This window comes from Micromonospora sp. PTRAS2 (assembly GCF_054052245.1).
This window is the reverse complement of the sequence record NZ_JBSWBU010000026.1, coordinates 1-13528: the sequence shown is the minus strand read 5'-3', so window position 1 is coordinate 13528 and position 13528 is coordinate 1. Positions and strand designations below refer to the sequence as shown.

Here is a 13528-nt window from a genome sequence, read left to right as displayed (position 1 = left end):
GCGATCATGTGGCGTCCCCTCGACTCCCCTTTCGGAGGAATACCTCATGTCACAGCGTCGGCGCGTGGCGCGCGCGGCCTTCTCCGCGACCGCCGCCACGGCCTGCCTCGCCCTCGCCACCCCGGCGTGGGCATCGGCCACCATCGGCCTCAAGTCGGCCCACCAGGGCAAGAAGGCTGGCTACTTCACCCAGCAGTGCGACGACGAGCGCTTCGCGAACCTGCCGGACGACCACGACGGCTGGCACTTCGTCCTGCCCGGCAAGAACAGCGGCAGCTTCGAGAGCCTGACGCTGACCTTCTCCGACGGCACGAACGACGTCACGGTGAACATCCCGGACGGCGCGGACGCGTACCCGGACTTCTTCTACTCCACCGGCGGCAAGGACCCCCGGCAGATCCACGCCTACCTGTTCACCCCGGCCGGGTGGAAGCTGGTCGACGGGTCCGCCACGATCAGCGGGACCGGCGACGACTTCAACGTGAGCCACACCTGCAAGGGCACGGTCCCCAAGCCCACGCCCACGCCCACCCCGACCCCCACGCCGTCGGTCTCGGAGTCGCCGGAGCCGTCGGAGTCTCCGTCGGCGTCGGAGTCCCCCGAGCCCTCCGAGTCGCCGTCGGCGTCGGAGTCCCCGTCGGCCTCCGAGTCACCCACCCCGTCGGACTCGGCGTCGCCGACGACCTCCCCGTCGGGCGGGACCGGCGGCGGCAGTGACCTGCCGCTGACCGGCGTGGCCGTCACCGGCATGGCGCTCACCGGCGTCGCGCTGGTCGGCGGCGGCGTCGCCCTGATGACGCTGCGCCGGCGCCGGGACCGCATCACCTTCACGGGCTGACCCCGAGCGCGCCCGCCCGCCCCCCTCGGGCAGGCGCCCCGCGACCGGCCGCCGGACCTCCGTCCGGCGGCCGGTCCGCGGCTGCGCGGTAAGGAAGGGCCCCCCGTTAACGCATTCGGTAGAGCAGGGGCCCCCTGTTAACACCCCGGCACGGCGGTACGGTCACCGGATGGCAGTGATCACGCAGGTCTCCCTGGGGGTCTCCGACTGCGAACGGGCCGCCCGGTTCTGGGCCGCCGCCCTGGGCTACGTGCGCCGGCCGCCGCGGTATCCGGGCGACGAATGGATCGTGCTCGCACCACCGCCCGGGGTGCCCGGCACGGCGCTCGCGATGGACCTCAGCGAGAGCCCGGCCGAGGCGTTCCCTCGGGTGCACCTGGACCTGACCGCCGGGGCGCGGGACCTCGACGACGAGGTGGACCGCCTCGTCGGGCTCGGCGCGCGGCGGGTGGACTGGCCGCACTACCCGGCGCAGCTCGAACCGGGCGCCTCCCCGTACGTCGTGCTCGCCGACACCGAGGGCAACCGGTTCTGCGTCGCCGGCCGACCGCGCGCCCGCTGATCAGCCGACCGGCCGGGCCGCGCGTGACCGAGCCCGCGCGGCCGGACCCCGGGCAGCCGAGCCCCGCCCGACCAGGCGCGGGGTCAGCTGCGGCGCACCTGGGCCGGCACCACCGCGGCCGGGGCGGCGGTCACCGGCACGCTGACGGTGACCAGGCAGCCGTCCCGCTCCGTCACCATCGGCCGGGCGAGCCGACGCAGGGTCCGCAGCATCGGCGTGTTCTCCGCCTGGACGTGCAGCACCAGACCCGCGAGGCCGGCCCGCTCGGCGTGCCGGACCAGCCGGCGCAGCAGGGCGGTGCCGACCCCCCGCCGCTGCCAGCCGTCGCGCACCAGCAGCGCCACCTCGGCCTCGTCGCCCTCGACGAGCAGGTTCGCCATCGCGACGACCGGCTCCGCCGCCCCGCCCGCGTCGATCGCCGCCCCGCCGGAGCCGGTCGCCGTCGCGACGAGGGTGAGGCCCTGGGCCGGTTCCAGCAGCCGCCCCAACCGGGCCGGCGCGGGCAGCGCCGCCCCGCCCAGGTAGCGGCGGTGCAGGGTGCCCGCCGAGCAGGCCCCGTGCAGCTCCAGTACGCCGGTCAGGTCGCCGGCCGTCGCCGGGCGGACGACCGCCTCCGCGCCGTCGGGCAGGACGAGGGTCACCTGGTCGGCGTCCCGCCGGCCCACGGCCGCCGCCAGCTCGGCGAGCGCCTGGGCGCGGGCGTACTCGGCCGGGGTGAAGCTCGGCGCGGCCCGGCGCAGCTCGTACGACCCGCCGGTGGGGTCGGGCAGGACCATCGTCGTGCCGGCGATGCCCCCCGCGACGACCGCGGGCCGCCAGGTGACCTCGTCGGCGCCGAGCAGCGTCCGCAGCGCCTCGCCCGCCGCGTCGGGGTCGCGGACCAGCCGGGTGGCCAGGCCGAGCACCCGGGTGGGCTGGTCGGCGAGGCCGCGCGCCTCGCTGCGCGCCACCCAGCAGTCCCGGCCCCGGCCTCGCTCCACGGCGGCGATCAGCTCCGCCTCGTCGAGCGTGTCCGGCGCGTCGACGAGGAAGTCGTCGACCGCGCCGACCTCGGTGGTGTGCACCTGCACGGTGAGGATGTTGACCCCGCGCAACGCGAGGCTCGCCGTGAGGACCGACAGGTAGCCGGGCCGGTCGTCCACGGTGGCTCGGATCCGCCACAGCGCCATGGTTGTCTCCCTTCACCCGCCTACGACGATGCCGGCCGGCTGTTGCGGGCCCGTTGCCCGGTGGTGACGGCGCGGGAACCGCATGCATGACCATCACCACAGGTGGTGACCTCGGCCACGCCGGGCGCAGGAGCAACGCCGGGCGGGAGAACGACAGTGCGGGCCCGGCCGCATCGGCCGGGCCCGCACTGGTGCCGCCGGACGGGCCCCGCACCGGGGCCCGGCTCCGGCCGACGAGCCCCGCACCGGGGCCCGACAGTCTCAGCCGCCGGCCACCACCGGGGGTGCGCCCACCAGGTCCAGCCGGTCGCCGAGGATCACCGCGCTCGCCCGGACCAGCTGGGCGAGCCGGTCCACCTCGGTGGAGTGGAACGCGGCGGGGCTCAGCGCCTCGGTGTGGTCGCGGGACACCACCAGGACCAGCCCGGCCCGGCCGAACGGCGCGATCGCGTAGTGGGTGCCGTCGGCCCCGGTCATCGCGCGGGCCCGCAGCGGGGTGATCTCGGGCAGCAGGGGCGGGACCGGCACCCGCCAGCTCGCGTGGGCCACCGTGGCGTCGCCGCCCCCGCCGCCGGTGCGCGAGGCCCAGTCCAGCGGGACCACCGCCGCCACCGACCAGTCCGCGGCGAGCAGCCCCGGCACCGCGTCGACCAGCGTGGCCAGGCCGTCGGCCGGGTTGCCGGCCACCTGGGCCAGCAGCTCGGCGTCCTGCCCCGTGGTGGTCGGCGCGCCGATCGCCCGCCAGACGCCGTCGACCCGCACGCCGGGGATCGCGGCCAGGCCGGCCAGCAGCCGCTCGACCCGGGAGGCGCCCGGCCACACCACGGTGAAGTCGTCGACCGCCCGCCCGCCGAGCCGTTCCAGGACCACGACCTGGACGATGTCGGCACCGGAGACGCCGAGTGTGCGGGCCACCTGGCCGAGGGTGCCGGGGCGGTCCGGCAGGGTCACCCGAACTCTCAGCAACATGATCGTCCCTCCGCTCGGCAGGCCGGCGCAGGGCGGCCGGCAGGCTGGGCACCAGCCTGCCCGTTGACCATTTCGCCCCTGTTGCCGCGCCGTGTCCCCGGGGAAAATCCCACCTTGACAAGGTGCGTGAGCTGCCATCAACTAGTCGGATGACCGATCCGGCCGTCGTCGACCCGCGCACCGGCCCCGGTGCGGACGCGGGCGCCCCGAAGGGTCTCGACCTCGACCGGCTCGCCGCCTACCTGGCCGTGCACCGGCCCGAGCTGGCCGCCCCGCCGCTGCGGGCCCGGCTCATCGCCGGCGGCAAGTCCAACCTGACGTACGCCCTGCGGGTCGGCGAGGGCGTGACCGGGCGGGAGATGGTGCTGCGCCGGCCGCCGCTGGGCCACGTGCTCGCCACCGCGCACGACATGGCCCGGGAGCACCGGATCATCTCGGCGCTCGCCCCGACCGCCGTGCCGGTGCCGGCGGCGCTGCTGCTCTGCCCGGACCCCGCCGTGCTCGGCGCGCCGTTCTACCTGATGGAGAAGGTCGACGGCGAGGTGTTCCGCAGCCGGTCGCAGACCGACGCGCTGACCGGCGGGCAGCGCCGCGACCTCGCCATGGCGATGATGGACACCCTCGCCGACCTGCACGCGGTCGACCCGGCCGCCGTCGGGCTGGCCGACTTCGGCCGCCCCGAGGGTTTCCTCGGCCGGCAGGTGCGGCGCTGGGCCGCCCAGCTCGACCAGTCCCGCAGCCGCCCGCTGCCCGGCATCGACGAGCTGCGCGCCGCGCTCGCCGGCTCGGTGCCCGAGGGCGCGAACGCCGGGCGGATCGTGCACGGCGACTACCGGCTGGACAACCTGCTCGCCACGGTCGGCGCCGCCCTCTCCGCCGACGGGACCGGCGACACCGCGGGAGCGGTGTCGGTGCGGGCGGTGCTCGACTGGGAGATGGCCACCCTCGGCGACCCGCTGGCCGACCTCGGGCTCCTGTTGACGTACTGGGACGTGCTCGGCGACAGCGACGCCGCCGCCGGCAACCCGGTCGCCGACGGGCTCGGGCCGCGCGCCGGCTTCCCCGCCGGGCGCGAGCTGATCGAGCGGTACGCCGGGCGCGCCGACGTCGACGTCGGGCCGCTGCACTGGCACGTCGCCCTGGGCTGCTTCAAGCTCGCGGTGATCTGCGAGGGGATCCACTACCGGCACACCCTCGGGCAGACGCTCGGCGGGGGCTTCGACCGGATCGGCGACATGGTCGCGCCGCTGGTCGAGCACGGTCTGCGCGCAGTCAGGGAGCAGTGATGGACTTCCAGTTCGACGCCCGCACCGAGAAGCTGCGCGCGCGCCTCGGCACGTTCCTCGAAGAGTGCGTCCACCCTGCGGAGGCGGTGCACGCCGAGCAGGTCGCGGCGGCCGGCGACCCGTGGGCCCGCTCCCCCGTGCTGGAGGAGCTGAAGGCCGAGGCGCGGCGGCGCGGCCTGTGGAACCTCTTCCTCCCCGACCCCCGCTACGGCGCGGGGCTGACCAACCTCCAGTACGCGCCGCTGGCGGAGCTGACCGGCCGCAGCCCGCACCTGGCCCCGGAGGCGGTCAACTGCGCCGCACCGGACACCGGCAACATGGAGTTGCTCGCCGAGTTCGGCTCCGAGGCGCAGCGGGACCGCTGGCTCAAGCCGCTGCTGGAGGGGGAGATCCGCTCGGCGTTCTGCATGACCGAGCCGGAGGTCGCCTCCTCCGACGCCACCAACATCGCCACCCGGATCGTCCGCGACGGCGACTCCTACGTGATCGACGGGCGCAAGTGGTGGTCGTCGGGGGCGATGGACCCGCGCTGCGAGATCTTCATCGTGATGGGCAAGACCGACCCCGGGGCCGACCGGCACCGCCAGCAGAGCATGATCCTGGTCCCCCGGGACACGCCGGGCGTGACCGTGCGGCGCGGGATGACGGTCTTCGGCTACAGCGACGCCCCGCACGGCGGCCACGCGGAGATCGACTTCACGGGCGTCCGGGTGCCGGCGGAAAACCTGGTCGGCGCGGAGGGGGCGGGCTTCGCCATCGCCCAGGCCCGCCTCGGCCCGGGGCGCATCCACCACTGCATGCGGCTGGTGGGCATGGCCGAGCGGGCCCTGGAGCTGCTCTGCCGCCGGGCCAACCAGCGGATCGCGTTCGGCCGCCCCCTGGCCGAGCAGGGTGTGGTGCGGGAGTGGATCGCCGAGTCCCGGGTCCGCATCGAGCAGGCCCGGCTGCTGGTACTCAAGACCGCCTGGCTGATGGACACCGTCGGCAACAAGGGCGCGCACACCGAGATCCAGGCCATCAAGATCGCCACCCCGGCGATGGCGGAGTGGGTGATCGACAAGGCCATCCAGGGGTACGGCGGCGCGGGCGTCAGCCAGGACACCCCGCTCGCCGGGCTCTGGGCCCAGGCCCGCACCCTGCGCCTCGCCGACGGCCCGGACGAGGTCCACCGGTCGTCGCTGGCCAAGCGGGAGCTGCGCCGCTGGGCCTGACCGGGCCGCCGGTGGGATCGTCGCCGCGCGGCGTCAGACCGACAGCAGGTCGAGCCAGGCGATGTTGTTGTTGTTCCGGACATTGGTCAGGACGTCGGTGGTCATGAACGGCAGCGGGTCGTTCGCCGACTCCCAGACGGCCAGCAGGGAGAAGTGACCGGGGCCGGGCACGCCGGTCCAGGTGACCCGCAGCGTCGCCACACCGGGGAAGACGGTGACGGCCCGCGAGGTGACCGGCACCCAGCCCGCCGGCCAGGACAGGTCGCCGCCCGGGTTCGTCCGGAAGAACCGCACCGTGCCGCTGTCGGTGCCCGACCCGTACGGCCCGGGGTTGCGCAGCTTGACGAAGATGTAGCTGGTCGAGCCGGCCACCGGGAACGTGCTGGTCGCGCACTCCATCGACGTCGGGCAGACCTTGATGTCCGGGCTGGCCCAGACCCTGGTGCCCGGGTACGGCTGGAGGCCGGCGTCGTCGACGGCGTCCCGCATCCAGACGTCCGTGACCGTGGTGCTCCGGGCGGGCTTGCCGGCCGGGCCGGCGGCGGCCGGAGCCGTGGCGGTGGCGGTGGCCAGCAGGCCGGCGAGGACCGGGCCGGCGCACAGGGCCAGGGCCAGGCGGCGGGCGCGGCTTGCGAGGATTGTCATGACAGCGGTCTCCCATCGACGTGACGCCGACGCGGCGACTCCCCGCACCGGCGTGGTCCTGCTGACAGGAGCCGGCGCGCGGCGCGGTGATACCGGCCGGCGGCCCGGGGACTTCCCAGATGACGCCAGGCCGGATCAATCAGACAGCGCGCCCTTCCGTCCGCCCGCGGGACCGCTCAGGCGGAGGCGCGGCGGACCATGTGGGTGTCGAGGAGGATGTGGTTGGTCGGGATGTCCTCGCCGCGGATGCGCGACACCAGCAGGTGGGCCATCTGCCGGCCCATCTCCTCGACCGGCTGGAAGACCGTGGTCAGCGGCGGCTCGGCCTGCCGGGCCACCGGCGCGTCGTCGAAGCCGATCACCGCCACGTCGTCCGGCACCCGCCGGCCGGCCTCGCGCAGCGTCCGCAGCGCGCCGAAGGCCATCAGGTCGGAGGCGACGAAGACCGCGTCGAGATCCGGGCAGACCTCCAGCAGCCGGCGCATGCAGGCCGCCCCGCTGCCCTCGCTGAAGTCGCCGTACGCGATGAGGTCGGGGTTGAGGCCGGCCCCGGTGGCATGGACGGCCTCCCGGTAGCCGGTCAACCGGGCCAGGCCGGCGCCCATGTCCTGGGTGCCGGCGATGGTGGCGATGCGCCGCCGCCCCCGGGCGAACAGGTATTCCACCGCGTGCCGGGCGCCACCGACGTTGTCGACGTCGACGTAGTAGGCGGGCTGCGCGCCCGGCTGGAGCATCCGGGCCGGCCGGCCGCCCAGCACCGTCGGCAGGCCCCGCTCCTCCAGCAGGGTGGGCAGCGGGTCGGAGTCGTGCAGCGACAGCAGCAGGACGCCGTCGACGTGCTGGTTGGTGAGGTGGTGCTCGACGCGTTCCCGCTCCACCGGCGACTGGGCCATGGCCAGCCAGAGCTGCATCGGGGTCTCCAGCAGGCCCGAGCTGATCCCCCGGACGATGCCGGCGAAGAACGGCTCGGTGAAGACCCGGTCCCCGGACTCGGAGACGACCAGCGCCACCGAGTCGGTCCGCTGGGTCACCAGGGCCCGGGCGGCGCGGTTCGGCACGTACCCCAGCTCGGCGATGGCCTGTTGCACGGCGGCCCGGGCCTCCGGGCTCACCTGGGGTGAGCCGTTGACCACCCGGGAGACCGTGCCGCGCCCGACGCCGGCGCGCGCGGCGACCGCGTCAAGGGTCGGGCGCCCGAGCGACCGGGTGCGCTGCGTTGTCATCGTCTGCTCCTCCGACATGGGCGGCCCGGTACGCCCCCCGGGTTGGGGGGACGGGCACCGGGACCGCCCGTCACTCGCTGGCCGTGTGCCCTATTGTGCGGCCAGACCGTTGCGTCGGATCACCTCGGCGTACCACCTGGCGCTGGACTTGGGGATGCGGACCTGGCTGTCGTAGTCGACGTACACCATGCCGAAACGCTTGGTGTAACCCCAGGCCCACTCGAAATTATCCATCAGCGACCACGCGAAGTAGCCCCGTAGGGGCACCCCTGCACCGATCGCCGCGTGTGCCGCCCGCAGGTGCGAGTCGAAGTAGGCCAACCGGTCGGTGTCGTCGACCTGACCGTCGACCACGGTATCAACAAAAGCCGAACCGTTTTCGGTCACGTAGAGCGGAAGGTCGGTGTAGTCGCGGTGGACCCGTTCCAGGGTCTCGACCAGCCCGGGGGCGTCGATCTCCCAGTCCATGTCGGTCACCGGGACACCCCGGGTGACGAACCGGACGTCTTCGCTGCCCGGCCAGCACGTGGGCGCCCGCCAGTATGCCTCCGGCTGCTCCCCCTCGACGGGGGCGGCGACCACGTGCCGGCTGTAGTAGTTGATCCCGACCAGGTCCAGCGGCGTCGAGATGATCTCCAGGTCGCCGTCGCGCACGTGCCCGAAGTCCGTCACCGACGCCAGGTCCGCCTGGAGGTCCGCCGGGTACGACCCGCGCAGCACCGGGTCGAGGAAGAACCGGTTGGCCAGCGCGTCGATCCGCCGGGCGGCGTCCGCGTCGGCCGGCGAGTCGGTGGCCGGGGTCACCGGGTACAGGTTGACGGTGATGCCGAGCTGGGCGTCCGGCCGGGACGCCCGCAGCGCCTGGACCGCCAGGCCGTGCCCGAGCATCAGGTGGTGCCCGGCCCGGACCGCGTCCGCCCCGTCGGTACGCCCCGGCGCGTGCGCGCCCGAGCCGTACCCGAGGAACGCCGAGCACCACGGCTCGTTGAGCGTGGTCCAGTAGCGCACCCGGTCGCCGAGCGCGTCCGCGACGAGCTGGGCGTAGTCGGCGAACCGGGCGGCGGTGTCCCGGGCCGGCCAGCCACCCGCGTCCTCGAGCGGCTGCGGCAGGTCCCAGTGGTAGAGGGTCAGCCACGGCTCGATGCCGTGGCCCAGCAGCTCGTCGACCAGCCGCTGATAGAAGTCCAGGCCCTCGGCGTTGGCCGCGCCCGAGCCGCCCGGCTGCACGCGCGGCCAGGACACCGAGAACCGGTAGGACTTCAGGCCCAGCTCCGCCATGAGCCGCACGTCGTCGGGCATCCGGTGGAAGTGGTCGCAGGCCACGTCGCCGGTGTGCCCGCCGACTGTCCGCCCCTCGGTGTGGCTGAAGGTGTCCCAGATCGAGGGGGTACGGCCGCCCGCCGTGGCCGCGCCCTCGATCTGGTACGCCGCGGTCGCGGCACCCCACAGGAAGCCGGGCGGGAAGGTGATGGCCGGGCCCTGGTCGAGGACGCCGACGGCGGGCGGACGGGTCGGATCGCTCACGACTTGACGGCACCTTCCATGATCCCGCCGATGATCTGGCGGCCGAACAGGACGAACACGACGAACAGCGGCAGCGTGGCGACCAGGGTGCCCGCGAAGATCTGCGAGTTGTCGGCGAAGTAGGCCGTGTTGAGGCTGCGCAGCGAGATCTGCACGGTCGGGTTGGCCGGGTCGGCGAGCACCACGAAGGGCCAGAAGAACTGGTTCCACTGCTCCATGAAGGTGAGCAGGCCCAGCACCGCCGCCGCCGGCCGCAGCGCGGGGACGACGACGTGCCAGTAGACGCGCCAGGTGGAGCAGCCGTCCACCCGGGCGGCCTCGATCAGCTCGTTGGGCACGGCCTGCTCGGCGTACTGGCGCATCATGAAGATGCCGAAGCCACCGATGAGGAACGGCACGGTGACCGACGGCATGGTGTTCAGCCACTCGAGCTTGGCCATCAGGATGTAGAGCGGCAGCACGCCGAGCTGGATCGGGACCATCATCGAGGCGAGGATGATCAGCAGCATCGCGTTCTTGCCGCGGAAGCGCAGCTTGGCGAACGCAAAACCGGCCAGCGAGCCGAAGAAGACGGTGGCGACGGTGATCGTCCCGGAGACCAGGAACGAGTTCATCAGCCCCTTGACGATGTTGGCGTCGCCGTTCTCCAGCACCCGCTGGATGTTCTCGCCGAGCTTGCCGCCGGGCAGGAACGGCGGCGGCCAGGAGTTGGCCGCGTCGTTCGTCCGGGACGCAATGACGATCATCCAGTAGAACGGGAACAGCGAGAGGATCACGCCGAAGACCAGGCCGACCCAGGTCAGCGGGGTCGCCTTCCAGATCCGGTCGGCCTTGTGCGCGTCGCGCGGCGGCCTACCGGCCGGGCGCGCGGGTGGGCGGAGCGTCGTGGTCGTCATCTGGCGCAACCCTCACTTGTCGGAACTGATGCGGCGGGCGAGCAGGTAGTTCACCAACGACACCAGCGCGATGAGCAGGAACAGCACGAGGGCGACCGCGCCGGCGTACCCCCAGCGGAACCGCGTGTTCATCACGTCGAGCAGGTACATGGTGATGGTCTGGAACTGCCCCTCCGAGCCGCCGGAGAGCGCCCCCGCGCCGCTGGTGAACATCAGCGGCTCGGTGAAGAGCTGGAGCCCACCGATGGTCGAGACGATCAGCGTGAAGATGATCGTCGGGCGGAGCTGCGGGATGGTGATCGACCAGAACTGCCGGCGTCGCGACGCGCCGTCCAGCGCCGCCGCCTCGTACATGTCCTTGCTGATCGACTGCATGGCGGCCAGATAGATGAGGGCGTTGTAGCCCACCCAGCGCCAGTCGACCATGGTGGAGATGGCGAACCAGGAGGCGAAGCGGTTCGCCCGCCAGTCGATCGGGTCCATGCCGACCAGGTCGAGCAGCCAGTTGGCGAGGCCGAACTCCTTGGCGTAGATCATCGAGAAGATCAGCGCCACCACGGCGGTGGAGGTGATGATCGGCATCGCGATGGCCATCCGGAAGAAGGTCTGCGCCCGCAGCTTCCGGTTCAGCGCGTTGGCCAGCACCAGCGCCAGCATCAGCTGCGGCACGGTGGAGAGCAGGAAGATGCCGAACGTGTTGACGACCGCGTTCCAGAACTGCGGGTCGTCGGTCAGCAGCTCGACGAAGTTGTCCAGGCCGACGAAGCTGATCGTGGCGTTCAGCGGCGACCGGTCGGTGAGCGCGATCCAGACCGTGTAGACGATCGGGTACGCGCTGAAGACCGCGAAGATCACGAAGAACGGCAGCACGTACAGGTACGGGGAGAACTTCAGGTCCAGCTTGGTGAAAGAGGCCGGGCGGCGGTGCGTGGCACGGGCGGGGCGGGCGGGGTCCCCGCCCCCGCCGGGGGGCGCTGTGGTGTGGAGGTCCAGGCTCATCGACGGTCCTTCTCGTCGGTCGGCGCGACCCGTCCGCGCGGGGCGGCGCCGGGGGATTACCGGCCTTCCGCGCGGGCGGCGCCGGGGGGTTACCGGCCCGGCTGCGCGGGCGGCGCCGGGGGATTGCCGGCCCGGCCAACCGGGCGCACCGGGCTTACCGGGCACCGCGGGTGGCGCCGACAGTCGCCTGTCGACGCCACCCGTGGTCGGTTCGGCCGGTCACTTACCGGCGGCCTCGCCGTTCTTCAGCGCTGCTTCCCACTGCTCGGCGGCGGGCTTGCCCTGCTCGACGGCGCGCAGGGTGTTCTCCACGGCGGTACGGACAGCCTGGTTCTTCGGGCCGAGGTAGACCGGCTTCAGGTCGCTCGCACCGGCGGCGAAGATCTTGCCGACCGGGGCGTTGGTGAAGTACTCGTTGGTCGAGTCGGCGACGGCCGGGTCGGTCAGGGCCTGCGGCGACGACGGCAGGTTGCCGACCTTCTTGAACGCCTCGATCTGACCCTTGGCGCTGGTCAGGAACTTCACCAGCTCGGCGGCCTCCTTGGGGTGCTTGCTGGACTTCGGCACGGCCAGGAAGGAACCGCCCCAGTTGCCGCCGTTGCCGGGGGCCTTCGCGACGTCCCACTTGCCGGCGGCGGAGTCACCGGCCTGGCCCTTGATGACACCGGTCATCCAGGCGGGGCAGGCGATGGTGGCGAACGTGCCGTTCTTGAAGCCGGCGTTCCACTCGTTCGAGAACGACTGGAGGTTGTTCGACAGGCCGGCGGCGATCATCTTGGTGGAGAGGTCGTACGCGGTCCGCACGTCCGGGTTCTCGCCGATGACCAGCTTGTTGCTCTTGTCGTAGTAGGTGTAGCCGGTGCCGTTGCCCGCGGTCTGCATCAGCACGACGTTGTAGAAGTTGGTCGCCGAGTCGACGAACTTGTGCTTCTTGTCGGCGGCGACGAACTTCTGGCCGGCGGCGATGAACTGGTCCCAGGTCGGCCAGAGGGCGCCAACCTCTTCGCGGTCCGTCGGCAGGCCGGCGGCCTTGAACAGGTCGCTGCGGTAGCACAGCGCCATCGAGCCGACGTCGGTGCCGAGGCCGAGGACGGTGCCGTCCGGGGTGGTGCCCTGCTCCCACTTCCACGGCAGGAAGTTGCTCTTGAGGTCGTTCGCGCCGTGGTCGGCCAGGTTCACGAACTTGCCGGCCTGGGCGTAGAACTGGACGATCGTGCCCTCTTCGAGGGCCACCACGTCGCCGGCGCCGGCGCCGGCGGTGATCTGCTGGGTGAGGCGGGTGTTGTAGTCACCGAGGCCGAGGCCCTTGCCCCGCTGCTCGATCTTGATGTTCGGGTGCTCCGACTCGAACTGCTTGTAGAGCTCGTCGTAGCCGAAGCCCTGGTCGCCGAAGACGTCGACGACGAGCTTGATCGGGTCGTCGCTGCTGCCCGAGCCCTCGTCGTCGCTGCCGCAGGCGGAAGTGGTGGCGATCATCGCGACGGACGCGAGCGCGATGGCCGCGAGCCGCCGGCGACGGATTGGGACGCTCATCCGAGACCCCTCTTTCGGTGGTGAGGCTGTGTCATGTGGTGGGGGGTGCTGTGCAGGCGCTCGCGGCCGGCGGCCGGAGCCCACGGTCGACGGCCGGCGCCGTAGCGGAGAGATCCGCAACACAGCCCCGGGAGCGCTCCCATGAGACTGGAGGAGAGTCCCCGAGGTGTCAATAAGCCGTTGGGAGCGTTCCCAGATCGTTACCGCCGTGTGTCGGAACTATCGCTGCGGCGCGCCTGAGGCGACGCGACCCGCCGGGCGTCGGCAGCCGCCCCGGAGCGTGATGTCGGGCAGATGGCGGCATCACCGCGCCGGGATACCACCACCTGCCCGGCATCACGCACGCGACCAGCGGGTTGGGCGGTTTGTCCGACCCGGCGCGGTGGCGTGGGGCGGGTTCGGCGTGGGGCGACGTGGGGCGGGACGGGGTGACCGGCGGACCCCGGGGCGAGCCGAGCCGGGGCGGCGCGGGGCGGGCCGGGGCTGGGCGCCACTGGGGTTGATCGACTTCATGTCGGGCAGGTGGGGGTATCCCGCGCCGTTGATACCCCCACCTGCCCGGCATGCCATCACCCCTCCGCCGGAATGGGCGGATTGTCCGACCCGGCGGGGTGGCGTGGGGCGGGGTGGAGGCAGAGGTGGGCCGGGTCAGGCCGGGCTCGGGGTGGTGACC

The 13528-nt window shown here is 73.1% G+C and carries 12 protein-coding genes; 4 read left to right on the top strand and 8 right to left on the bottom strand.

All coding sequences use genetic code 11. The features are described from left to right. The first annotated feature begins 64 nt into the window (after window positions 1-64). The gene (locus ACVMYR_RS32530; RefSeq protein WP_457123640.1) at window positions 65-838 is read left to right on the top strand and encodes an LPXTG cell wall anchor domain-containing protein; all 774 of its coding nucleotides are present in this window, start codon (window positions 65-67) and stop codon (window positions 836-838) included. 169 nt (window positions 839-1007) lie between these two features. After that, window positions 1008-1400, top strand: a complete 393-nt coding sequence (locus tag ACVMYR_RS32525; protein WP_457123639.1) for a VOC family protein — start codon at window positions 1008-1010, stop codon at window positions 1398-1400. Window positions 1401-1483: 83 nt separating this feature from the next. Here the strand turns inward: ACVMYR_RS32525 and ACVMYR_RS32520 are convergent, their stop codons facing one another. After that, entirely contained in the window at window positions 1484-2569 is a 1086-nt protein-coding gene (locus ACVMYR_RS32520; RefSeq protein WP_431896393.1) for a GNAT family N-acetyltransferase, read from the bottom strand. A 261-nt stretch (window positions 2570-2830) separates the two neighbouring features. Next, window positions 2831-3538 carry an ACT domain-containing protein gene (locus tag ACVMYR_RS32515; protein ID WP_043962578.1) on the bottom strand — a complete coding sequence of 236 codons (708 nt, stop codon included), beginning with the start codon at window positions 3536-3538 and terminating at the stop codon, window positions 2831-2833. Between the two features lie 149 nt (window positions 3539-3687). On the opposite strand from ACVMYR_RS32515, the gene ACVMYR_RS32510 reads away from it, so the two are divergent. Then, entirely contained in the window at window positions 3688-4824 is a 1137-nt protein-coding gene (locus tag ACVMYR_RS32510; RefSeq protein WP_457123638.1) for a phosphotransferase family protein, read from the top strand. Further along, the gene (locus ACVMYR_RS32505) at window positions 4824-6035 is read left to right on the top strand and encodes an acyl-CoA dehydrogenase family protein (protein ID WP_091286179.1); all 1212 of its coding nucleotides are present in this window, start codon (window positions 4824-4826) and stop codon (window positions 6033-6035) included. Before ACVMYR_RS32510 ends, ACVMYR_RS32505 begins: the two co-directional genes overlap by 1 nt. 33 nt (window positions 6036-6068) lie before the next feature. On the opposite strand, the gene ACVMYR_RS32500 is transcribed toward ACVMYR_RS32505, so the two are convergent. The 6 genes from ACVMYR_RS32500 to ACVMYR_RS32475 all read right to left on the bottom strand — a co-directional run bounded on the left by ACVMYR_RS32500 (window position 6069) and on the right by ACVMYR_RS32475 (window position 12855). Continuing rightward, entirely contained in the window at window positions 6069-6680 is a 612-nt protein-coding gene (locus ACVMYR_RS32500) for a hypothetical protein (protein ID WP_457123637.1), read from the bottom strand. A 176-nt stretch (window positions 6681-6856) separates the two neighbouring features. Then, entirely contained in the window at window positions 6857-7903 is a 1047-nt protein-coding gene (locus ACVMYR_RS32495) for a LacI family DNA-binding transcriptional regulator (protein ID WP_043962575.1), read from the bottom strand. A 90-nt stretch (window positions 7904-7993) separates the two neighbouring features. Continuing rightward, entirely contained in the window at window positions 7994-9427 is a 1434-nt protein-coding gene (locus ACVMYR_RS32490; RefSeq protein WP_396793113.1) for a GH1 family beta-glucosidase, read from the bottom strand. After that, window positions 9424-10323 (bottom strand): carbohydrate ABC transporter permease, encoded by a 900-nt coding sequence (locus ACVMYR_RS32485; RefSeq protein WP_043962572.1) that lies wholly within the window; start codon window positions 10321-10323, stop codon window positions 9424-9426. The genes ACVMYR_RS32490 and ACVMYR_RS32485 overlap by 4 nt, the downstream gene beginning before the upstream one ends. A gap of 12 nt (window positions 10324-10335) precedes the next feature. Next, a complete protein-coding gene (locus ACVMYR_RS32480) occupies window positions 10336-11322 on the bottom strand; it encodes a carbohydrate ABC transporter permease (RefSeq protein ID WP_091286190.1) in 987 nt (328 codons plus the stop codon). Between the two features lie 219 nt (window positions 11323-11541). Further along, window positions 11542-12855, bottom strand: coding sequence for an ABC transporter substrate-binding protein (locus ACVMYR_RS32475; RefSeq protein ID WP_077936841.1), 1314 nt, complete (start codon window positions 12853-12855; stop codon window positions 11542-11544). Window positions 12856-13528 lie beyond the last annotated feature (673 nt).